Raw genomic sequence first — 22,473 nt, 5'->3', positions numbered from 1 at the left:
TTGTTCCCCTTTTTTGGTTTCTGTTTCTATGCGCGGTGTCGTCGTCTGATCAGTGGCTGCAGGTCCTTGGGCAACCGCGCCTTGCCCATCCTTCACGCCAAGGTTTGCCTGGGAGTTCGGCTCCTACCTCCCGCCAAGTTGTTGCGCGAGCATGTAACCCGAGGCGGCACCGGTCCCGGCGCCTGGCCAGGTCGCGGCACCCGTGAGATGCAGATTGCCGACCGGCGTGTTCCAGCCGGCAAAGCCGCGCGCCGGGCGAAACAGGAAATTCTGTGCCAGATGATGGCTGCCGCAGACCTGGTCGCCGCCGACAAGGTTCGGGTTCTCGCGTTCGAGGTCGATGGGCGAGAACACGGCGCGGTCGAGAATTTTCCCGCGAAGCCCGGGCGCATAGGTTTCGATGATGTCGAGCACGCGGTCGGCGTATTGCTCCTTGACCTCGTCCCAGTGCGCGGGCGCGATCTTGCCGGCCGCATCGTTGAGGATTTCAGCCGGCAGCATGCGCACCTGAACCCACAGGACGTGCTTGCCCTCCGGCGCACGCGACGGATCGACGGCTGTCGGCTGGCCGACAACCAGCACCGGTTCGTCCGGCAACGCGCCCGCCATCGCTTGCTGGTAGGTCCGCGACATGGCGTCGAGTGACGGCGACAGGTGCACATAGGCAAATTGCCGAAGCTCGGCCCCGGCACGCCAGTTCGGCAGGTCGTCGAGCGCCAGGTGGATCATCATCGTGCCCGGTGCGTGGCGGAATTTCTTCATGGCGGCATCAAAGCCGGCGTCGCTGGAGCCGTTCGGCAGCAGCTTCTCCGATAGCGCCTTGGGCGCGACGCCCGCGATCACGGCCTTGCTTGCGGTATGCGTCTCGCCGGACGCCAGCCGGACGCCCGTCGCCTTGCCGTTGGCGAGCGTGATCTCGGCCACCTCGGCTCCGGTGACTATCTTGCCGCCGGCGGCCGTGACCATTCCGGAGAGCGCACGGATGATGGTGTCCGCACCGCCCTTGCCCAGCACCATGCCAAAACTCTGGTTGGCCATCGATTCCAGATAGGGAAACACGGCGCCCCCGGCGATGTCAGGCGCGAAGTCCAGATGCATGCCCCAGGTGGCGAGCGTCGCCCTGACATGCGACGATTCGAAATTCTCCTCCAGCCACGCGCGTGGCGAGGACAAGAGCATACGTCCCGTATCGAGCGCGCCGGCAATGCCCTTCTTGCGCCACAGGTTCCAGGCGGTGCCGGCAAGCGCGCGCGCGCTCATCGGCGATCCGAGCAGCCGGAACAAATGCTCGGCCTCCGCCGGAAGGCGGCCACCAGGCGCCGCCAGGTCTCGGCATCGGCCTTGGAAAAGGCGGCGATGCGGCTGGCGGTCTTTTCCAGATCATTGCTGACGCCGAACCAGCGTCCATCGGGGAAGGCGCTGGCGAAACAATCGGCCACCGGAGCGAACTCCAAGCCCTGCGCTTTCAATTCATTTGCATATTTCTGGTGGAAGGCTGAGCCGGCGAACAGGCTGAGATTCATCGCGCCAAAATCGTGGCGGAAGCCGGGAAGGGTGAATTCCCGGGTCTGGACAGCGCCACCGATTGTTGCACTGCGCTCGAAAACCCCGGTTTTCCAACCTTTGAGCGCCAGATGCGCGGCGCATGCCAGAGTGTTGTGGCCCGCCCCGATCAATATGGCGTCGAACTCGCTCACGCCCCGTTCCCATTTTCCTTTATGCTTAAAGATAATTGCAGATGCATATGTTTTCGTCTAGGAGCCTGTCCGAGTAGTCGCTGTTCAATTGGGCACGAGTCTGATTCTAATTGCGACCATGAGCAAGCATTTTCGCGCGTGGAAGATTGATCAGCCGCAGTTGTTGCCGCCGAGCGTGCAGGATTTTGTGCCGAGGGACCACCTGTCACGGTTCATCGTGGATCTGGTGCGGGAGAGCCTCGATTTGAGCGAGATTACCAGCAGCTATAGGAGTGCGCTTGGCCAGCCGCCGTTCGATCCGCGGCTGATGGTGGCGCTGCTGCTCAACGGCTATGCGAGCGGCCTCTATTCCTCCCGGCGCATCGCCAAGGCGTGCGTTGAGCGCGCCGACTTCATGATGATCGCGGCGCTGGATGCGCCGGATTTCCGTACCATTTCCGAGTTCCGCAAGCGGCACCTCAAACAGCTGGCCGGGCTGTTCGTGCAGGTGTTGAAGCTGGCCGAGAAGGCCGGGCTGGTGCGGCTCGGGCATGTCGCGCTCGACGGCACCAAGATCAAGGCGAACGCGTCCAAACACAAGGCGATGAGCTATCAGCACATGAAGAAGCGCCAAGCCGAGTTGCAGGCGGAGGTCGATCGCTGGCTGGCCGCCGCTGAGGCGGCGGATGCCGAAGAGGACAAGCTGCACGGCAACAAACGAGGTGACGAACTGCCCGGCTGGGTCGCCGACAAACAGAGGCGGATCGCCAGGATCGCCCAGGCCAAGGCTGAACTGGAGGCCGAGGCGAAGGCCGCGGCCGACGAGGAGCGCCGCATCGAGGCCGAGAAGCAGAAGAGCCGCGAGGCCGAGGGCCGCAAGAAGACCGGCAAGCCCGCGGCTGCGCCATCCGACGAGCCCGCCGCGAAGGCCCAGCGCAACTTCACCGATCCTGAAAGCCGCATTCTCAAAACCAAGGATGGTTTCATCCAGGGCTATAACGCGCAGGCGGCCGTCGACGGCAAAGCGCAGATCATCGTTGCACACGGGTTGACGCCGAGCACGAGCGACTATGGCCAGTTGGTGCCGCTGGTCGATGGCATCCAAGCCAATCTCGGCCGCAAACCGGAGCAAGCGTCCGCTGACAGCGGCTATCTGAGCGAAGTCAACCTCGCCAGCCTCGACCAACGCGGGATCGATGGCTACATCGCCACCGGACGCGCCAAACACCCCACCGCCGACAACGGCAAGGGCGGCGGACCGTTGACACAGGCAATGAGAAAAAAGATCGCCGACGGCGGCTTCGAGACCCCCTACCGACTGCGAAAGCAGATCGTGGAGGCGGTGTTCGGGCAGATCAAGCAGGCACGCGGCTTCCGCCAGTTCCTGTTGCGGGGACTGGCAAACGTGCGTGCCGAATGGGCGATTATCTGCACCGCCCACAACCTCGTGAAGCTGGGAAGCCTCCTCAGGGCCTCCTGACCAGGCTATCGTCACCCGAGAGCCTGTCGCAATCAGACTATCTAATGAAATGAACCCGACCGGAACGCTAACTGGACGGGCTCCTAGTAGGATATTAAGGGCCGAGACGAGCCATCCGCATTATCGTGAAAGAGGGAACAGAGACCATGGACACGCAAAAACTCCTCGGCGAAGTCGCCGGCCAGCTTCTTTCGGGCGCCATCAAGGTGGTCGACCTGTCGGCGCCGCTTGGCCCCGACACGCCGCTGATCAAGCTGCCGCCGGAACTCGCGGTCGACACGCCGAAGGTCGAGATCCACACGATCTCCGCCTATGACAAGAACGGCCCGTGGTGGGCGTGGAACTGGCTGAAGCTCGGCGAGCATTCGGGCACCCATTTCGACGCGCCCAAGCATTGGATCACCGGCAAGGATTACGCCGACGGCGCCACCGACACCATTCCGGTGCAGAACTTCGTTGGCCCGGTCAATGTCATCGACTGTTCCAAGGAATCCGCCGCCGATCACGACTTCCTGCTCACTGTCGATCACATCAAGGCGTGGGAAGCCAAGCACGGCGCCATCAACGCCGGCGAATGGGTAGTGATGCGCACCGACTGGTACAAGCGCAACGGATCGGAAGCAGAATTCCTCAACGCCAACGAGACCGGCCCGCACACGCCAGGCCCGACGGCGGAAGCCATCCAGTTCCTGATCAGCAAGAACATCAAGGGCTGGGGCAGCGAGACGATCGGCACGGATGCTGGCAAGGCAGGCGGCATGGAGCCGCCATTCCCGGCGCACACGCTGATGCACAAGGCCAACCGCTACGGCCTGGCCAGCCTGTGCAACCTCGACCAGCTGCCGCCGAAAGGTGCAATCCTGATCGCCGCGCCGCTCAAGATTGAGCACGGCACCGGCAGCCCGATCCGCGCGCTGGCATTGGTGCCGAAAGCCTGACCGAAGGCACTCCGAGGTGAGCCAGCCGGACCACATCATCGTCGGCAGCGGCATCAACGCGCTGGTCTGCGCGGCGATGCTTGGCGGCAAAGGGGCGCGCGTGCTTGTCCTCGAGCGCAACGACCGCATCGGCGGTTGCATGCGCACCGAGGAGATCACCGCGCCCGGCTTCATCCATGACGTGATGGCGACGACCTTCGTGTTGTTCATCACGTCGCCGGCCTTTGCCGCACTTGGCGGCGATCTTGCCCGGCACGGGCTTGAATTCTGTCACACCGACACGCCGACCGGCGTGCTCCGACCGGATGGCAGCCACGCGGTGCTCAGCACCGACCGTGCCGCCAATGTCGCGGCACTGAATGCGATTTCGACCGGCGACGGCGACCGGCACGCGGAGGATGTCGGCGGCATCGAGCGCAATGCCGGCCTGCTGTTCGGCTTGCTCGGCGGCAGCCTGTGGTCCTATCCGACAGCGAAGCTTCTGGCTGCCGATGCCTGGCGGCGCGGTCCGCGCGGCCTTGCCGCCTTTCTCGGCGAGGCGCTGGCGCCGGCACGCGGCTGGCTTGAAAGCAACTATCAATCCGAGACCATCCAGGCGCTTTGGGCACCCTGGGTGCTGCATGCCGGCCTTGGGCCGGAAGATGCCTTCTCCGGCCAGATCGCCAAGGTCATCGCCTTTGCGCTGGAGGCCGCCGGTGCACCGATCGTCAAGGGTGGGGCAAAGAACCTGCTTGCCGCTTTCGAGGCACTAATCCGGGAGCGCGGCGGCGACATTCGTACCAGTACCGATGTGGCTTCCATCGTCCAGAGCGGCGGCCGTGCCACGGGAGTGCGGCTGGCCTCGGGCGAAACGATCACGGCCAGGAAGAGCGTCATCTGCTCGGTCACGCCGACGCAGCTCTACGGCCGCCTGCTTGGCAGCGACGCTCCCAAGGACGATGTCGAGGCGACGCGGAATTATCGCTACGGCAAGGGCAATTTCCAGATCCATTATGCATTGGACAAGCCGCCGGCCTGGAAGAGCGGAGGGCTCGACAAGGTCGCGCTGCTGCACCTGACACCTGGGCTGGATGGCGTCTCCAAGGCTTGCAACGAGGCGGCGCGTGGCATGCTGCCCGAAGTGCCGACCATCTGCGTTGGCCAGCCGCATGCACTCGATCCGTCGCGCTGTCCGGACGGCAAGGCGATCCTGTGGCTGCAACTGCCCGAGGCGCCACGGCACATCAAGGGCGATGCCGCCGGCAAGCTGGAGACGCCGTCGGACGGGCAATGGACCGACGCGTTGCGCGAGGCCTACGCCGATCGCGCCGAAGCCATCCTTGCCAATCACATAGACAGGTTCAAGGGCAGTATCATCGCACGCCGCGCGTATTCGCCGGCCGATCTCGAAGCAATGAATATCAATCTTGTTGGCGGCGATCCCTATGGCGGCTCGTCGACCATCGACCAATCCTTCCTGTGGCGGCCGTTCAAGACCAGCCGCAACCACCAGACCGGCATCAAGGGCCTCTACCACATCGGTGCTTCGACACACCCCGGCGCCGGCCTGGGCGGCGGCTCCGGCTTTCTCCTGGCGGGGAGGCTGTGATGGAGCAGAAGGTCGCGGAAAAGCGCCAGCGCATCTCGACGCTCGGTCAGATCGGGCTGGTGCAATTCGCGCCCTATCTGATGAACCGTATCATGGGCCGCTACAACGCCACCTTGCGCGACGATTTCCGCAAGCAGGGTCTGACCATCCCGCAGGTCCGCACGCTGGCCGTGCTGTCGGTCACGGATGGCGTCACCGTCAACGACCTCTCCGTCTTCACGGTGATCGAGCAGTCGACCTTGAGCCGGACGCTCGACACGCTGGAAGGGCAGGGGTTCGTGCGCCGCGAACAAGGGGTCACCGACAGCCGTATCCGCCACGTGTTCCTGACCGACGATGGCCGCGCCGAGTTTGCCCGCGCCTGGCCGGCCATGCATGACGCATTCGAAGCCATGTTCGACGATGTCGACGACGCCGAATACGCAGCACTTATCGCGACGCTGCTGAAGATGCTGAAGAACATCCGCAAGCACGACATCTAGACGTACGCGCCGCCGGATGCCGGCGGCAACGGAAGGAGGCCAACATGGCCGAACGGTCTTTTGCCAAGGAAGTCGAGAAGCTGCGGCTTGGTGCCGGCGAGGAATTCGCCGGCGAAGGCATCCTCGCCATCACCAAGGCGCTGCTGCAATGCGGCGTCGGCTATGTCGGCGGCTATCAGGGCGCGCCGATCAGCCATCTGATGGATGTGCTGGCCGACGCACAGGACATCCTGGGCGAGCTCGGCGTGCATTTCGAAGCCAGCGCCTCGGAAGCCACCGCCACAGCCATGCTGGCGGCCTCAGTGCATTATCCGATCCGTGGCGCGGCCACTTTCAAGTCGACGGTCGGCACCAACGTCGCCTCCGACGCCTTGGCCAATCTTGCGTCCGGTGGCGTCACCGGCGGCGCGTTGATCATCGTCGGCGAGGATTACGGCGAAGGCTCCTCGATCATGCAGGAGCGCAGCCACGCCTTCGCCATGAAGAGCCAGGTCTGGCTGCTCGACCCACGCCCCAATCTGCCGTCGATCGTCAAGGCGGTGGAGGACGGCTTCGAACTGTCCGAGATTTCCAACACGCCTGTCATGCTGCAGGTCCGCATCCGCTGCTGCCATGTCCACGGCCATTTCATTGCCAAGGACAACAAGCGGCCGCCAATGACGGTCGCCGATGCACTGGATGCGCCGCGCCGCGACACCGGCCGCATCGTGCTGCCGCCTGCCTCCTTCCTGCACGAGAAGGAGAAGGTGCAGAAGCGCTGGCCGGCGGCGGTCGATTTCATACGCAGCCGCAAGATCAACGAGATCTTCGGACCAGATCATGGCTCGGTCGGCATCGTCATGCAGGGCGGCATGTACAATTCGGTCATCCGCGCCCTGCAGCGGCTTGGCCTCGCCGACACCTATGGCGACACCGACGTGCCGCTCTATGTGCTGAATGCTGTCTATCCCCTGATCGATGACGAGTTCCTGTCCTTCTGCGAGGGCAAGCAGTCCGTGCTCGTCGTCGAGGAGGGCCAGCCCAACTATATCGAGCAGGCCTTCTCATCGATGCTGCACAAGTCCGGGCGCGGCACCAGGATCGTCGGCAAGGAGCACCTGCCGATGGCCGGTGAATATACCGGCCAGGTCATGCTCGACGGCATCGGCTCGTTCCTGCGTGCCGAGGCGCCGCATCTGCTGCCGGGCGAGGTGCGCGCGCCCAACAAGGTCGGCGACGGCGTCGACACAGCCGATCTGATCAACGTCGTGCCAGGCCGCCCGCCCGGCTTCTGCATCGGCTGCCCGGAACGGCCGATCTTTGCCGCGACCAAGCTGGTCGAGCAGGAGCTTGGCAAACACCACATCGCCTCCGACATCGGCTGCCATCTGTTCTCGATCATGCCGCCCTTCGAACTTGGCGCCACCACGATGGGCTATGGGCTCGGGCCGGCTTCGGCCTCGGCGTTCAATTCGCCCGACGCCAAGCGCCGCTCGATCTCCTTCGTCGGCGACGGCGGCTTCTGGCACAACGGCCTGACCTCTTCGATCGGCAACGCCGTGTTCAACAAGAACGACGGCGTCATCGTCATCGTCGACAATTTTTACTCGGCAGCGACCGGTGGCCAGGACATCCTGTCATCGCGCGCCGGCAACAAGACCAAGTCGACAAAGCATCCGATCACCGAGGCGGTCAAAGGCATGGGCGTCAAATGGCTGCGCCATGTCGACAACACCTACGATGTCGGCAAGATGCAGGACACGCTGCGCGAGGCGCTGACGACGGAGGAGAAGGGGCCGAAGGTCATCGTCGCTTCGTCGGAATGCATGCTCAACCGGCAACGCCGCGAAAAGCCGCTGGTCGACAAGGCGATCAAGGGCGGCGAACGCGTCGTGAAGCCGAAGTTCGGCGTCGATGAGGACATCTGCACCGGCGACCATGCCTGCATGCGGCTGTCCGGCTGCCCGTCCCTGTCGGTCAAGTCGCTGGACGACCCGCTGCGCGACGATCCGGTGGCAAGTATCGACCAGAACTGTGTCGGCTGCGGCAATTGCGGCGAGGTGGCGGACGCGGCGGTGCTGTGCCCGTCCTTCTACCGCGCCGACGTGGTCCACAACCCCAGCCGTTGGGACCGTTTTCTACAGACGGCCCGCCGCGCCACCATCAGCTTCTTGCAGAGGCGCCGCGAAAGCCGGCGTTTGACCTTCGCCGATGCTTGACACCGTCCCCTCATCACACCCCCGTACTGGCGCCGCTGACGAGCCGGTCATCAAACTCGCCGTGCTCGCGGTTGGCGGCCAAGGCGGCGGCGTGCTTGCCGACTGGATCACCGACGTCGCCGAGCGCAACGGCTATGTCGCGCAGTCGACCTCGGTCGCTGGCGTCGCCCAGCGGACTGGCGCCACGATCTATTATATCGAGATGGCTCGAGACACCGGCCGCATGCCGATCTTCGCACTGTCTCCCTCGCAAGGCGACGTCGATATCCTGATCGCGGCGGAGCTGATGGAAGCCGGCCGCGCCATCATCCGTGGCTTCGTCACGCCCAACCGCACCACGTTGATCACCTCGTCGCACCGCATCGCCGCCGTCTCGGAAAAAATCGAACCGGGCGATGGCCGGGCCTCGTCGTCCAAGGTGCATGCCACAGCCGAGGCAGCGGCCAGGCGCTTCATCGCTTTCGATATGGAAAAGATCGCCGCCGACAATGGCTCGATGATCTCGGCCAGTTTGCTTGGCGCGCTTGCCGGCTCGGACGCCTTGCCGTTCACCCGCGAAAGCTACGAACAGGCGATCGGCGCTGGCGGCCGGGGTGTGAAGGCCAGCCTCGCTGCCTTCGGCGCCTCGCATGACCGCGTGCGCGGCACGGCGGCAGCCCCTCAAGCGACAGAACGGAAAGCCGTGGAGGCCAGTCTCGATCCCGCCGGAAAGATCAGCGGGCCGCAAAGCCTGCTGCAGGGGTGGCAGGCTTTGGCGGCTCGGGTCGGAGCACTGCCGGAGCCGGTACGCGACATGGCGCTCAGGGGGCTGAGAAAGGTCGTCGATTATCAGGATGTCGCCTACGGCGGCGAATATCTCGATCGGCTGGACAAGGCGGTCGCGCTGGATAGCGCCGAACTTGCTTTCGCGCTGTCGATCGCTGCCGCCAAGCATCTCGCCAATGCCACGTGCTACGACGACATGATCCGCGTCGCCGACCTGAAGACGCGCTCTACCCGCGACATCAGGGTTCGGAAAGAGGTCGGCGTCAAGGACGGTTCGATCCTGCAGGTGACCGAGTATTTCCATCCGCGCATCGAGGAATTCTGCGGCACTTTGCCGGCAAAGCTTGGCCTCTATATCGAAAACCGGCCCAAGCTTGCCGCCTTTCTCGATCGCCGCATCAACCATGGTCGCCGCATCCGCACCGACAGTTTTGCCGGCTTTGCCGCGCTATGGTTCATCGGCGGCCTGCGCCGCTGGCGCCGTGGCCTGCTGCGCCACAAGGTCGAGGCCGCGCATATGGAGCGCTGGTATGCGCTGGCGCTCGGCTATGTGCCGTCCGACTACGCGCTCGCGGTAGAAATCCTGAACTGCCGCCGGCTGATCAAGGGCTACAGCGACACGCACGTACGCTCGCAGTCCAAATTCGACCGCGTGCTGTCGGCGCTCGATCTCGTCAAGGGCCGGGCCGACGCCGCCGACTGGATCCGACGTCTGCGTGAGATGGCGCTGAAGGACGAGAAGGGCGACATGCTCGACGGTGCGCTGAAGACCGTGGCGTCGCTGGGGCCAACTCCAACGAACTGAGATCGGCCAGCCTAATCCTGGCAGCGTGGAACCTGCCGCTGCAACGATCGCACAGGCGGTCGAGGCCGGCCATGGTGGCAGACTTCGGCAAGCCGGACGCCCCGAGCGGGCTACGCTGAAAAAGTCAGTATCGGGCAGTGCTATATCGCAGGTGGGATGGCACTCTTGCTGGCGCTTGTTCTCCGCATCCAATTCTTCTCCCAATTTCGAATTAATGAACGGCGTTCATTTTCCGCTTGAACGATGTTCAAAACGTGGTATGGTGCGCTAATGAACAATGTTCATCTGTGGGAGGCCAGAATGTTGAACTGCTTGGCAAGTGCACGACCTGAACCGCCTCATGGGCTGGTTCGCCCATCTGTCCCGACTTTGCAGGACATCAAAGTGCCGTAACGAAGTTTAACCAGCTTACCGATATCACCGAGATTGACGCAGCGCATGCAACCCGAGTGACCGCCCGACAAGCAGTGTCGGAGGTCTCGCCAGATGGAAATCGCCATGGACACGCATCTCATGCTTTCGCGGCGCTTCGCGCCCCTGTTCTGGACGCAGTTCCTGTCCGCCTTCAACGACAATTTTCTGAAGAACACCCTGGTGTTTCTCATTCTCTTCACGCTGGCGGCCGATCAGGCGGCCTCGCTGGTCACGCTGGCCGGAGCCGTGTTCATGGCTCCTTTCCTGATCCTGTCCGCGCTGGGCGGCGAGATCGCCGACCGGTTCGACAAGGCCATCATCGCCCGCCGGCTGAAATTCGCGGAGATCGCCGCCGCGGCTGTCGCGGTTGTCGGCATCGCACTGTCCTCGATACCGGTGCTGATGACGGCGCTGCTCATGTTCGGCGTCATCTCGGCGCTGTTCGGGCCGATCAAATACGGCATCCTGCCGGATCATCTCGAGCGCAAGGAATTGCCGCGCGCCAACGCCTGGATCGAGTCGGCGACCTTCGCCGCCATCCTCGGCGGCACCATCGCCGGCGGCGTCGTCTCCGCCGATGGCATCGGTGTTTGGGTCTTCGGGCCGATCATGATGATCCTGGCAATCAGCTGCTGGTTCGTCAGCCGCTATATCCCCTCCACGGGTTCGGCTGCTCCCAACCTCGTCATCGACAAGAACGTCTTTCGCTCGACCTGGCGTCAGGTCAGCGAATTGCGGACAGACAAGCGCATCTGGCGCGCCGGCCTGATGACCTCATGGTTCTGGCTGATCGGGGCCGTCATCCTTTCGATCCTGCCGACGCTGGTCAAGAACTCGCTCGGCGGCGGAGAGATCGCCGTCACCGCCTACCTCGCGGTGTTCGCCGTCTCGATCGCCATTGGCTCGGCGATCGCCGCGTGGATGTCGCAGGGCCGCATGGTGCTGTTGCCCGCGCCGGTCGGCACGGCGTTTCTCGCGCTGTTCGGTCTGCACCTGGCATGGACAGTCTGGAGCATGCAGCCTTCGCCCAGGGCCGAGAGCCTTGCCATGTTCTTCGCCGGACCGAACACGATCCGCGTTGCGATTGACCTGGCCGGCATGGCTATATCGGCCGCCTTTCTCGTGGTGCCGACTTTCGCCGCCATACAGGCATGGTCGCCCGAGGCGCGCCGCGCCCGCGTCGTCGCCGCCGTGAGCATCGTCAACGCTGGTTTCATGACAGTGGGCGGCATCCTCGTTGCCGCGATCCAGGCGGCCGGCGTCTCCACCGGCGGCATACTGTTCGGTCTTGTCGCGGCCAACGCACTGGCTGCCTGGCTGATGCTGAAATATCTGCCGACCAACGCCTTCCGCGATTTCGTCTCCATTCTCTTCCGCGCCTTCCATCGCCTGGAAGTGGAAGGGATTGAAAACCTCAAGGCGGCCGGCAAGGCGCCGATCCTGGCGCTCAACCATGTCAGCTTCCTGGACGGCCCGCTGGCGCTGACGCTGACCGATGAAGAGCCGGTTTTCGCCATCGACTACACCATCGCGCAGGCCTGGTGGATGAAGCCCTTCCTCAAACTGACCCGTGCGCTGCCGCTCAATCCGGCCAAGCCGATGTCGACCCGCACACTGATCAAGATCGTGCAGAACGGCGATCCGCTGGTCATCTTCCCCGAGGGTCGCATCACCGTCACTGGCGGGCTGATGAAGGTCTACGATGGCGCCGCCATGGTGGCCGACAAGACCGGCTCGATGGTGGTGCCGATCCGCATCGAGGGGCTGGAGAAAAGCCCGTTCTCGCGGTTGACGTCGCAGCACGTGCGCCGCCGCCTGTTCCCGAAGGTTAAGGTCACCATATTGCCGCCGGTCAAGCTCGAAGTTCCGCCGGAACTGAGAGGCCGTCAGCGCCGCGCCGCGGCGGGAGCGGCCCTCTATCAGGTCATGTCGGACCTGGTCTTCCGCACCCAGGACATCGACAGGACGGTGTTGGAAAAGATCATCCTGACGGCCAACGAACGCGGCATGAAGCAACTTGCCGTGCAGGATCCGGTCACTGGCTCGCTGAGCTACGGCAAGCTCCTGACGGCGGCCGCCGTGCTTGGCGAGAAATTCGAGAATCTCTATGCCGGACAGGATACGCTCGGCATCATGCTGCCCAACGCCAACGGCTCTTGCGCCACGCTGCTTGGCGTCATGTCCGCCGGCAAGGTGCCGGCGATGATCAACTTCACCGCTGGTGCCGCCAACATCCTGTCCGCCTGCAAAGCCGCCCAGGTGCGCACGGTGCTGACCTCGCGAGCCTTTGTCGAACAGGCCAAGCTCGGCCCCGTGGTCGAGGAGATAGGCCGTTCGGTTGAGATCGTCTGGCTCGATGATCTGCGCGCCACCATCGGCCTCAAGGACAAGCTGCTTGGCCTGTTGCGCAAGAGCACGCCACGGGTTGCCCGCAAGGCCACCGACCCGGCCGTGATCCTTTTCACGTCTGGTTCCGAGGGCACGCCGAAGGGCGTCGTGCTGACCCACCGCAACATCCTGGCCAACGCCGCGCAAGCGGCCTCGCGCATCGACTTCCATTCGGGCGACAAAGTGTTCAACGTCCTGCCGATCTTCCATTCCTTCGGCCTGACGGCAGGCACCGTGCTGCCGCTGATCTCGGGTGTGCCGGTCTATTTCTACCCGTCGCCGCTGCACTACCGCATCGTTCCGGAACTGATTTACGCATCGAACGCGACGATCATCTTCGGCACCGATACGTTCCTCAGCGGCTATGCCCGCACCGCGCATCCCTACGATTTCCGCTCGATACGCTATTGCTTTGCCGGCGCGGAGCCGGTCAAGGCGTCGACGCGCATGACCTACATGGAAAAGTTCGGCGTGCGTATCCTCGAAGGCTATGGCGTCACCGAGACCGCGCCGGTGATCTCAATCAACACGCCGATGTACAATCGCTCCGGCACGGTCGGCAAAATCATGCCCGGCATGGAATATCGTCTCGATCCTGTGCCAGGTGTCGATGATGGCGGGCGGCTCTATGTGCGTGGACCAAACGTCATGGCCGGCTATCTGCGCGCCGAGAAGCCGGGCGTGCTCGAGCCGCTGCCGGACGGCTGGCATGACACAGGTGACGTGGTCTCGATCGACGAGGGAGGGTTCATCACCATCCGTGGCCGCGCCAAGCGCTTCGCCAAGATCGGCGGCGACATGATTTCGCTGGCTGCGGTCGAAGCCTTGGCCGGTGAGCTCTGGAAGGGCTCGCTCTCGGCCGTCGCGACCGTGCCGGACCCGCGCAAGGGCGAGAGGCTGGTGCTTATCACCGAGGCCGAGAAGGCGACGCGCGCAGAGTTTCTGGCCTACGCCAAGGCAAATGGTGCGATGGACCTGATGGTGCCGGCCGAAGTGCGCGTCGTGGCGCATGTGCCGGTGCTTGGCTCCGGCAAGGTCGACTTTGCAGGTGTAACCAGGCTGGTGCGCGGCGAAGACGTGCCGGCCGTCAAGGTCGAGGCGGCCTGAACAAGGCCGCCGCGCTGAAAGTCGCGGCTGACGCGAATGCTTCAGGCGACAAGGTTCTTCATCGGCTTCACCGAAGCGGAGTCCGGAAACACCTTGTCGCCGAGCACTGCCGAGGAAAGCCCGAACTGGTCGGCAAGCAGGCCCTTCAGCACCGCCCGGACGTCACTGGTCGGTGCCAGGTCTCGCCCTTCGTAGAGCTGGGCGGGCTTCAGTCCGGGCCAATCAGCAATGACGCGGCCACCCTTGATCGCGCCGCCCGCCAGCAGCACCACCGTGCCGGTGCCATGATCGGTGCCGACGGTGCCGTTGACCTGGGCGGTGCGTCCGAACTCGGTGATGACGACGATCGCCGTGTCCTTCCAGCGCTCGGCCAAACCCTTCTCGAATTCCTCGAAAGCGCCGTCGAGGCCGCCGAGCAAAGTGGCGAGCCGGCCGGTCGCGCCGCCTTCGTTGACATGCGTATCCCAGCCATCGAAAGCGAGCGCCGCGACGCGTGGCCCATCGTCAGCCGCGATCAGCTTGGCGGCGCCCTGGGCTGCCTGCCGCATGCCGGCGGCGCTGTCGAGGCCACCCTTAGGCTTCATCGCGTTGGCGCCCATCTTGTCGTCCAGCGCCATGTGGTCGGCATCAAGCCCCTTTTGCAAGGCCACCGCCAGGACCGGATCGCGATGATGGTAGAGATCGAGAACGCGCGCCGCGAGGCTGTCGCTGGGCGCCGGCAGTGACTGTGGCGCCCAGCCAAGCACGGGCGCCGCACCGCGTATGACTAGTGGCGTCGACGGGCCGACGGCGAGGCCGCCAAGCGTCGCGACCCGGTCGCCTGCCGGCAGGCTTTCCAAGGCCCGGTTGAGCCAGCCCGTGGCAACGTGGCCCGGTCCGGAAAAACCGCTTTCCAGCACATCCTGGCCGTCGAAATGCGAGCGGTCGCGATAGCCGGTCGCCGCCGCGTGCACGACCGCCGCCTGGTTATCCCTGAACAGCCGGGCGAACACTGGCATCGCCGGGTTGAGAGCGAAGAAGCCGTCCAGTGGCAGCGCCGCATGCGGCCCGGTCAGCGACAACGCGATATCACCATGCAGCCCGGCATAGTCGGGGTCGCCGACCGGTCCGACCGCGGAAAGGCCGTCCAGTGCGCCGCGCAGCACGATGACGATCAGGCGTGGGTCGCGGTTGTCGGCGGCGCGGGCAAAGCGAGGCATATGGGCCCAGGCAAACAGCGCGCCACCGGTCATCAGCACGGCGCGGCGGGAGGGCGTCGGGACTTCGCAAAGCAGGCTCATGACATCATCTCCGCTATCTGCGCTGGAATTCGGGCGCCATCAGCAGCAGCGCCAGGCCTTGCTGTTCGGATTCTGCCCGGGCGATCGATTGCCTCGTGTCGGGTGAAGCCGAAGGGCCGATCAGCGCGTCGAGCAGATCGCTGGGGTTGCCGATGGTCTTTACCTGCTGAGCGGCTTGCCAGGCGATATCGAGACGGGTCTTCATACCTTCCGCCGACAGCCAGCTATCCGTCTGGTCGGGAAAGCCGTTCGGCCCTGGCGGTTGCCAGAGCGGTTCACCGAGAGCGCGAAGCCAGCCGAGCGACTGTCCCGGACCCGCTCTCGGGCCGGCCGCCCTACTGATCGCCATGACATAGTCGACCGGTGAACGCATCTTGGTGAGGGGCGTCGACCATGCCTCGGGCATGTCGATGAGAGCGAAGGCCAGCGCGCGCAGATCGCCATCCGTCTTGGTGAAGACCTTGGCGAGGCGAGCCACCGCTGCTGGCGGTGGCGTGTCGGCGATGAAATGACGAGCCAGCTTGGTGGCGATATGCATCGCCGTCGCCGGATGCCGGGCAATATCGTTGAGCGCGGCCTCGGCCTGCCCCATGCCGCCGGCTGGATAGGTCTTGCCGAGCAGCACCGCATCGCCTGGCTCATGGGCATTGGCGTTGAAGACAAAGCTGCCGGGCTCACCCAGCCGTCCTTCACGGCCGGCCATCGTCCACCCGGTCAGGATGCGGGCGAAGCTGGTGACATCGGCCTGACTGTAGCCGCTACCAACACCGAGTGTATGCAGCTCCAAAATTTCGCGAGCGAGGTTCTCGTTGAGGCCGCGCTGACGCCTCTTTCCGGCACGTGAATCCGGGCCGACCGATTGCTGATTGTCGAGAAAGAACAGCATCGCCGGATGACGTTCCACCGCAAGCAGCATGTCGGCGAAACGGCCAAGCACGAAGGGCCGGATCGCCTCACGCTCGAAGGCACCGGCGCTGGCGCGCACGACGAGGTTCTTCGCCACCGAAACGCAGAAATGGTTCGACCAGAAGTAGACGAGGCGTTCGGCAAAGCCGCATTCCACGCTATACGCCTTGTCGAAACGCGCCTGCGCCTCTGTCTTGAAGAATGTCGCGGCGGCCGGTGGGCCTGCCGCTTTGTCCGGCGCTTCGGCGGGGGGCATCGGTGCGGCGTTCGCCATCGCTGGCTGCCCGGCCGCCTCCGCCTCGCGCTCCTTTTCGGCCTTGCGCTGCATTCTGGCCTCAAAGCTTGACTGGATCGCTTCGGTTCCGCCGACCAGACCCGCATAAGCCGGATCGTCCAGCGAAATCATCGCAATGTCGGTTTGGCGCAGTTCAGCCTTGAGGTAACCGCGCGCATCTCCAGCAGGCTTCTGTCGGTCGCCGGGCCTGGCGCCAAGCCCGAACCGGTTGAGTGCTATGAGCGTAGAATCGAGCGCTGAATCTGCAATCGGAACAGCCAAGTCGGCCTCCGTTTTCTGGGTGTCCAGACGCACGAGCGCCTGGCTGGGTTCAGCAGTGTTCGCGAGTGGACAGCAGTTCTGGCTTGCCGATCTGCAGCGGCAAGCCAGAATGCCTTGTGATGCCTACCAGCGACGCCAGTGGTGCCAGTGATGCCGGTGCCAGACATGGATCGGGCGAGGTCCGACGTAGAAGCCGGGATAGACAACCACACGATTTGGGACGCAACGCCCCCAGTGGTTGGGGTGCCAGCCGCGGCCGCAGCCCCAGGCCACGTGTTCAACCAGCGCGGAGCCGGCCGGCTGGGTGATGGAGACGATCGGCATCGCGGAGGATGCCGCGACCGTCGTGCCAGTTCCGCCAACGGCTAGAGCGGCGGCGATGGCATATTTTGTCAGGCGATTCATGAGGATACTCCTATGTCCCGAGAGTGAGGAACCTGTCGGGATCGTGACCCCGTCAGGCTTGTCCCTTCTTCTCGTTAAACGGGCGCATCAGAATTTTCCGTCGGTCCTCACGGCGATTTTTTTGCCGCGTTGGCCGATTGCCGGTCGGCGCGCCGCACAAGCCCTTCCGCCAGCAGGTTGCGAGCCTGGACGGAGCTTGCAGCGGCAAACTCGACGATGCGTTGTTCTAGCCGTGTGCGGACGGTGACATCGGCATTGCGGGCCCGCTCCAGCGCGGCTGACAGGGCTGCCGTGTCGAGAACCGGCTGTTGCAGCAGGTCGGCTGCTTCACGCCTTGCTTGCTGGCCATCGAGGATGACCTGATGGGCATCGCGGCGAACCTCGCGCAATGCCTGGCGGAAGGCCTTGCGATCCTGCGCGGGAAGTTGCCCGCCCGCCGACTCGAGCGAGTATCCCGGACCGGACTTGCCGCTTCTCACCCAGACGGCGCCGCCGGCGAGCGCTCCAGCCAGAAAGACATTCAGTGCCACCGACAAGATGACGAGGTTACGCGCGCTCATAGGTCTTCCTCGATCGTGTCGCCGTCGGGGCTGGCATCACCGAACGCGGTCACATTGGCGTCCAGGATATGGTGATCGGACTGGGCATCTGGCGTCACGACCGTGACCAATCCCAATCCGGCGATGGCGCCAGCCAGACCGATACCGGCCAGGCCGAGCCCGAACCACCAGAAACGCTGGCGGCGGCGCCGCGAGAGGTGGCCATCGGCTGCCCGCAGGATTCCGCTTTGGAGGGCCCGTTCAGGAGCTTTGACGTGATGACGGTCAAGCATGGCATCGAGCGCGCCGGCACGCCGCAGAATGGCTTGCGCTTCTTCAACTTGCGCGAAGATCGCGGCGGCGGTTTGCTCGGCTCGCGGCCAGCGGCGCAAGTCGCCGCCATAGGCTGCCGCCAAGGCCGCGAAGCGCTCGGCATCCATTTCCGGTGGATCTCCGGACAGGTGATCATCAGACATCGGTTTGCCCCTCCCCAATCGCCCGCCAGCTCAAGCCCATGCTCTCACTCATCGATGCCATCCCTGGTCAGAATCGACTGCAGTGACCTGCGGCCGCGAGATAAAAGGCTTTCCAGCGCATCGACGCTGATCCGCATGGTCACGGCCGCCTCTATGTTGGACATCTCCTGATAGTAGACCAGCACGATCGCCTCGCGCTGGCGTGGCGCGATGTTCTGCAGCGCCCATGCTACCCGGTGCTCCTCCACCAGAGGCGGCGCGTCGGGAAGCGAGGCGGGGTCGACGATGTCCGGCAAATCGTCGGTCACCCATTCGCGCCGCCGTCGCAGCCGGTCGTAGCAGAGGTTCAACGCCACCCGGTGGACCCAGGTGTCGAAAAGGGCATTGCCGCGTTGCCAGCGCGAGGCGTTGCGCCAGATCCGCATGAAGGTTTCCTGTGCGACATCCTCCGCTTCGGTGGCATCGCCAAGCATGCGCGCGGCGAGCGCCAGAATGCGTGGCAGCGTGCGCGCGACCAGGCTCTGCACGGCAGCCGGGTCGCCGGCGCCGATCCGGCGAACCAACTCCTCGTCCGGATCGCCATTCATCGACCGGCGCACTCCTGATGTTCATCGCGCGTCATAACCTCGCAATCATGGCTCCTGATTGGGAGCGGTTTTGTGGTCGGGCCGTTCGTCATCCGTCAAAATGCCGTCGCTGTTCTTGTCGAGCTTGGCAAAGCGCTTGGCAAAGAAGGCGTCGAGTTCAGCGCGATCGATGAAGCCGTCATGGTTCGAATCCAATCTGGCAAAAGATTTGGTCGGGTCGCCCTTGGCCTTGCGGCTGGCCTGAAACGCCGTCCATTCCAACAGGCTGATCTTGCCGTCACCGTCCGTGTCGGCGGCCATGATCGCCTTTTCGCGGCGTTTCTGGAATTTGGCCAGGGTAATGCCTGGCTTGGTGGCCTTGGGCGCCGGCGTTGTGGCTGGAGGCGTCTGAGCCGGTGCAGGGGTTGGGGCAGGTGTCGTCGTCTGGGCGAAGGCAGTCACAGCCTGCAGGCTCAAGGCAACGACAAGTATCGAACGGCGAATCATGCTTCACGTCTCCGGTTGGCGCGTTTCCGGCGGCTCCAGCCGCGGTCACGCTTCGACCGTTAAACGCCGCGACCGGAAAAATCCGTCGGTCGCCATGGAAATCCATTCATAGCGTGTGAAGATCGCGATGGCATGCGATCGGCTCATCAATCGCCGGCGACCAACCAACCTACAGTGTTAGGAGAAAAATGGTGCCGCTTAGGTGACTCGAACACCTGACCCCCGCATTACGAATGCGGTGCTCTACCAACTGAGCTAAAGCGGCCCGGGAGGCCGAGGCCTCCAAGATGCGCTGGGTGATAGACTCAACCCGCCGCGAATTCAAGATGGGACTTGGCATTTCTGTCAGCCATTGCCTCGCTTGCGACAAGCAGGCGTCGAGCGGTTCACCAATTGCCGCGAGACAATAACTGGCACCGTGTGGGGGGCATGCGCCGCAAAATCGTCGAAACTTGCTGTTTTCCTTGCCGGAATGGACTTTGCACGTCTCGGCGAGGCAGAATGCTGCTGCTCGCCCGTTGATTGATTGGTCGCCTGCGGCTAACGATCATCAGAATGTGAGCGAACGTGCAGAGGGATCCCGCTTGGACGCGATCGAAAAAGCGATCCGGAACGCCTTGGAAAAAGGCAATGCCGAGGACCGCGCCTTTCGCGAGAGGGTCTATAGATCGGCTTTTGCCGCTCTCGACCGTGCTCTGCAGGCCAATCCCAATGTCACCGTCGAAGTCGCCATAAAGCGCCGCAAGGCGGTGCAGGCGAAGATCGCGGAAATCGAATCCGAATACTTGCCGGCGGTTCCCGATGTCGCCGCGCAGGCACAAGATGGTGCCGAGGCGCCCTTGGTCGAACTGGCGCAGAGTGTTTCGTCCAACGCCGCTGCTTCACCATCCGTCGCCGTCGACAACCCCTCCGATGCGCCGCGTTCGCGTGTTTTGCCCGTGGTGCCCGATATCATGCCGGACGCCGCGACCGTCCCGGCGATCGACATGTCCGCTCCCGGTTCGGCAGGCGTGGCAACCGAGGTGACACCTGACCGTGATGAAAGGCGGGTGCGAGGCCGCCGCCTGCCGCTGACGGCGATCTTCTTCGGCGTGACGTTGCTTGCCGCCATCGGCATCGGCCTGTTCTTCGCCGTCCAGACCGGTGTTTTCAAGACACAAGCGCAACTCGACACCGCGCCGCCAGAGGCGCCGCCGACGGTCGAGGGCGATGATTTCACGCCGGCGGACGGCGCGAACGCTCCGGCAAAGCCTGGCGCGGCCGATCACACGCGCGACTGGATAAACGTGTTTTCACCGACTGATCCGTCGCATGTCAGTGCGCCGGCTGACGCCAAGGCCGATGTGATGAAGGACGACACCGGCTCGTTCCTGCGCATTCGTTCCGGCGCTTCCGGTTCGGCTGTCAGTTTTGACGTTGGGCAAGGTGTGCTGGAAAAGCTCTCCGGCAAGCATGCCGTGTTCGACATCGTCGCCCGCTCCGAAGAAGGCAAGGAGACGCAGATTTCGGTCGACTGCAATTTCGGGGAACTCGGCGACTGCGGCCGCAAGCGCTACGCGGTTGGCCAGCAAAGCAACGAGTATCTGTTCGACGTGCAGTTCCCGAACAAGCACCCGGGGTCCGCCGGCACCATCGCCATCAACTCCGACTTCGACAAGCAAGGCAAGGCGGTTGATATCTACGAAATCCGCGTCTCGGTCGCGCCCTAACCAAGGGCAGCTCTAGCGGTCGAGCAGCGCCTGCAGCGTCTCGATGCGGTCGGCTTCGTTGGCCGGCTTGTCCCAGCGCAGCCGCGAAATGCGCGGGAAGCGCATGGCGACACCAGATTTATGCCGGGTCGAGCGGTTGAGCCCTTCGAACGCCACTTCCAGCACAAGGCCGTTGTCGCGGTCCGCCCGCACCGAACGGACCGGGCCAAAACGCTCGATCGTGTTGTCGCGGACATATTTGTCGATCTGTTTCAGCTCCTCGTCCGTGAAGCCGAAATAGGCCTTGCCGACCGGCACCAGCTCTTCCGCCCCTTCCGGACCTGACCAGACACCGAATGTGTAGTCCGAATAGAAACTCGAGCGCTTGCCGTGTCCGCGCTGCGCATACATCAGCACCGCATCGACCGTGTGCGGATCGCGCTTCCATTTGAACCATGGACCTTTCGGCCGTCCGGCCAGATAGGGCGAATCCCATCGTTTCAGCATCACGCCCTCGATGATCGGATGCGGCGGCGCCCGGCGCATTTCCTCAAGTGCCGGCCAGTCGGAAAACGCCACGAGCGGCGAAAGGTCGAAGCGGCTGGGGTCGAGCGTTCCGATAAAGGCTTCCAGCCGTTCGCGCCGCTCCCGGAACGAGAGCCCGCGCAGATCCTCGTCACCAGCCTGAAGCAGATCGTAGCAGCGCATGAAGGCCGGGTATTGCAACTGCATCTTCGGCGTCACCGTCTTGCGGTTCAGCCGCTGTTGCAGATCGGAAAACGTGCCTGTCGTCTGCCGGGGATCGCCGACCAGCAACTCGCCATCGAGGGTGGCCGAAAAATGCATGGCCTCGGCAAGATCGGGAAAGGCGCCGGAGACATCGTCGCCGGTGCGGGAATAGAGCCGGCGCACGCCGCCCTCCGACACCGCCTGGACCCTGATGCCGTCCCATTTCCACTCGGCGGCGTAATCCGCAGGATCGAGCTTCTCGAGATCGCCATCACCGACCGGATTGGACAACATCACCGGCCTGAACAAGGCGAGCGCGGTTTTCGCTGGTTTCTCGGCCTTGCCTTCCAGCCAGGCGAAAAGCTCCGCGTAGGGTGGCGACAGGCCGTGCCAGAGCTCTTCGATCTCGGCGACATCGACCTTGCCGAAATCGGCCAGCGCCTGCTTGGCCAGCCGTGCCGACACGCCGATGCGCAGGCCGCCGGTGACCAACTTGATGATGGCGAAGCGCGCCGAGATGCCGGCGCTGTCGAGCAGCCGGGCCAGCACATTTGGCCCATCGGACCGGCTCGCCGCCTGCAGCTTGCCGACCACCTCGCCTAGCGTCGGAACACGGTTTTGCAGATTCGCCGGCGCTTGCGGCCAGACCAGCGAGACGGTCTCGGCGAGATCGCCGACATAATCGTAGGAATAGCCGAACAGCACCGGATCCATGCGCTCGTTGATCAGAGCGCGCAGCATCGCCGGCTTGACCGCCGCGATCTTGAGGTCGCCGGTGATGGCTGCCAACGCCAGGCCTCGATCGGGATCCTCGACGCTGCGGAAATAGTCGGTCAGCAGGGTCAGTTTGCCATTGCGCGAAGGCGTCAGCACCAGCCGGTCGAGAAGTTCGGCGAAGCGGTTCATGACGGGGTGAACTGAGCCAATAACGGAAAGTTGCGTTCTGTCGCGCCCCCCTCTGGCCTTCCGGCCATCTCCCC

Annotated in this window: 16 protein-coding genes, 1 tRNA gene and 1 pseudogene; 8 read left to right on the top strand and 10 right to left on the bottom strand. The window is 64.1% G+C overall.

The genetic code is table 11. The features are described from left to right. Positions 1 to 123: 123 nt before the first annotated feature. Positions 124 to 1,697, bottom strand: a pseudogene (locus tag GA829_RS00505) (phytoene desaturase family protein). Positions 1,698 to 1,815: 118 nt separating this feature from the next. On the opposite strand from GA829_RS00505, the gene GA829_RS00500 reads away from it, so the two are divergent. The 7 genes from GA829_RS00500 to GA829_RS00470 all read left to right on the top strand — a co-directional run bounded on the left by GA829_RS00500 (position 1,816) and on the right by GA829_RS00470 (position 13,841). Continuing rightward, positions 1,816 to 3,156, top strand: coding sequence for an IS1182 family transposase (locus tag GA829_RS00500; protein WP_195174571.1), 1,341 nt, complete (start codon positions 1,816 to 1,818; stop codon positions 3,154 to 3,156). 146 nt (positions 3,157 to 3,302) lie between these two features. Then, positions 3,303 to 4,094, top strand: coding sequence for a cyclase family protein (locus tag GA829_RS00495; protein ID WP_195176652.1), 792 nt, complete (start codon positions 3,303 to 3,305; stop codon positions 4,092 to 4,094). Between the two features lie 16 nt (positions 4,095 to 4,110). Next, positions 4,111 to 5,682, top strand: a complete 1,572-nt coding sequence (locus GA829_RS00490) for a phytoene desaturase family protein (RefSeq protein WP_195176651.1) — start codon at positions 4,111 to 4,113, stop codon at positions 5,680 to 5,682. Continuing rightward, on the top strand, positions 5,682 to 6,164 hold the full coding sequence (locus tag GA829_RS00485) for a MarR family winged helix-turn-helix transcriptional regulator (protein WP_195176650.1): 483 nt from the start codon (positions 5,682 to 5,684) through the stop codon (positions 6,162 to 6,164). The genes GA829_RS00490 and GA829_RS00485 overlap by 1 nt, the downstream gene beginning before the upstream one ends. 44 nt (positions 6,165 to 6,208) lie before the next feature. Next, entirely contained in the window at positions 6,209 to 8,362 is a 2,154-nt protein-coding gene (locus GA829_RS00480) for a thiamine pyrophosphate-dependent enzyme (RefSeq protein WP_195176649.1), read from the top strand. After that, positions 8,355 to 9,932 (top strand): indolepyruvate oxidoreductase subunit beta family protein, encoded by a 1,578-nt coding sequence (locus GA829_RS00475; protein ID WP_195176648.1) that lies wholly within the window; start codon positions 8,355 to 8,357, stop codon positions 9,930 to 9,932. Before GA829_RS00480 ends, GA829_RS00475 begins: the two co-directional genes overlap by 8 nt. A gap of 498 nt (positions 9,933 to 10,430) precedes the next feature. Further along, positions 10,431 to 13,841: an acyl-[ACP]--phospholipid O-acyltransferase gene (locus tag GA829_RS00470; protein WP_195176647.1), complete on the top strand. Its 3,411-nt coding sequence runs from the start codon at positions 10,431 to 10,433 to the stop codon at positions 13,839 to 13,841. A gap of 41 nt (positions 13,842 to 13,882) precedes the next feature. On the opposite strand, the gene GA829_RS00465 is transcribed toward GA829_RS00470, so the two are convergent. From GA829_RS00465 to GA829_RS00430, 8 genes are all read right to left on the bottom strand, one after another. After that, entirely contained in the window at positions 13,883 to 15,121 is a 1,239-nt protein-coding gene (locus GA829_RS00465; protein WP_195176646.1) for a DUF1501 domain-containing protein, read from the bottom strand. A gap of 13 nt (positions 15,122 to 15,134) precedes the next feature. After that, positions 15,135 to 16,583 carry a DUF1800 domain-containing protein gene (locus GA829_RS00460; RefSeq protein ID WP_258052070.1) on the bottom strand — a complete coding sequence of 483 codons (1,449 nt, stop codon included), beginning with the start codon at positions 16,581 to 16,583 and terminating at the stop codon, positions 15,135 to 15,137. A 123-nt stretch (positions 16,584 to 16,706) separates the two neighbouring features. Then, positions 16,707 to 16,988 (bottom strand): GCG_CRPN prefix-to-repeats domain-containing protein, encoded by a 282-nt coding sequence (locus GA829_RS00455; RefSeq protein WP_195176644.1) that lies wholly within the window; start codon positions 16,986 to 16,988, stop codon positions 16,707 to 16,709. 107 nt (positions 16,989 to 17,095) lie between these two features. Continuing rightward, positions 17,096 to 17,548, bottom strand: a complete 453-nt coding sequence (locus tag GA829_RS00450) for a periplasmic heavy metal sensor (protein ID WP_195176643.1) — start codon at positions 17,546 to 17,548, stop codon at positions 17,096 to 17,098. Continuing rightward, the gene (locus tag GA829_RS00445) at positions 17,545 to 18,003 is read right to left on the bottom strand and encodes a hypothetical protein (protein WP_195176642.1); all 459 of its coding nucleotides are present in this window, start codon (positions 18,001 to 18,003) and stop codon (positions 17,545 to 17,547) included. Before GA829_RS00445 ends, GA829_RS00450 begins: the two co-directional genes overlap by 4 nt. 44 nt (positions 18,004 to 18,047) lie before the next feature. Continuing rightward, positions 18,048 to 18,590, bottom strand: coding sequence for an RNA polymerase sigma factor (locus GA829_RS00440; protein ID WP_195176641.1), 543 nt, complete (start codon positions 18,588 to 18,590; stop codon positions 18,048 to 18,050). Positions 18,591 to 18,635: 45 nt separating this feature from the next. After that, on the bottom strand, positions 18,636 to 19,076 hold the full coding sequence (locus GA829_RS00435) for an EF-hand domain-containing protein (protein WP_195176640.1): 441 nt from the start codon (positions 19,074 to 19,076) through the stop codon (positions 18,636 to 18,638). A 189-nt stretch (positions 19,077 to 19,265) separates the two neighbouring features. Further along, positions 19,266 to 19,341, bottom strand: a tRNA-Thr gene (locus GA829_RS00430). Positions 19,342 to 19,660: 319 nt separating this feature from the next. Between GA829_RS00430 and GA829_RS00425 the strand changes: the two genes are divergently transcribed. Beyond that, complete coding sequence (locus GA829_RS00425) at positions 19,661 to 20,785, top strand: hypothetical protein (RefSeq protein WP_195176639.1); 1,125 nt, start codon at positions 19,661 to 19,663, stop codon at positions 20,783 to 20,785. A 12-nt stretch (positions 20,786 to 20,797) separates the two neighbouring features. Here the strand turns inward: GA829_RS00425 and GA829_RS00420 are convergent, their stop codons facing one another. Then, complete coding sequence (locus GA829_RS00420) at positions 20,798 to 22,399, bottom strand: cisplatin damage response ATP-dependent DNA ligase (RefSeq protein ID WP_195176638.1); 1,602 nt, start codon at positions 22,397 to 22,399, stop codon at positions 20,798 to 20,800. Positions 22,400 to 22,473 lie beyond the last annotated feature (74 nt).

It is taken from the genome of Mesorhizobium sp. INR15 (assembly GCF_015500075.1).
Taxonomy (GTDB): Bacteria; Pseudomonadota; Alphaproteobacteria; order Rhizobiales; family Rhizobiaceae; genus Mesorhizobium.
This window is presented reverse-complemented; position numbering and strand designations above follow the sequence as displayed.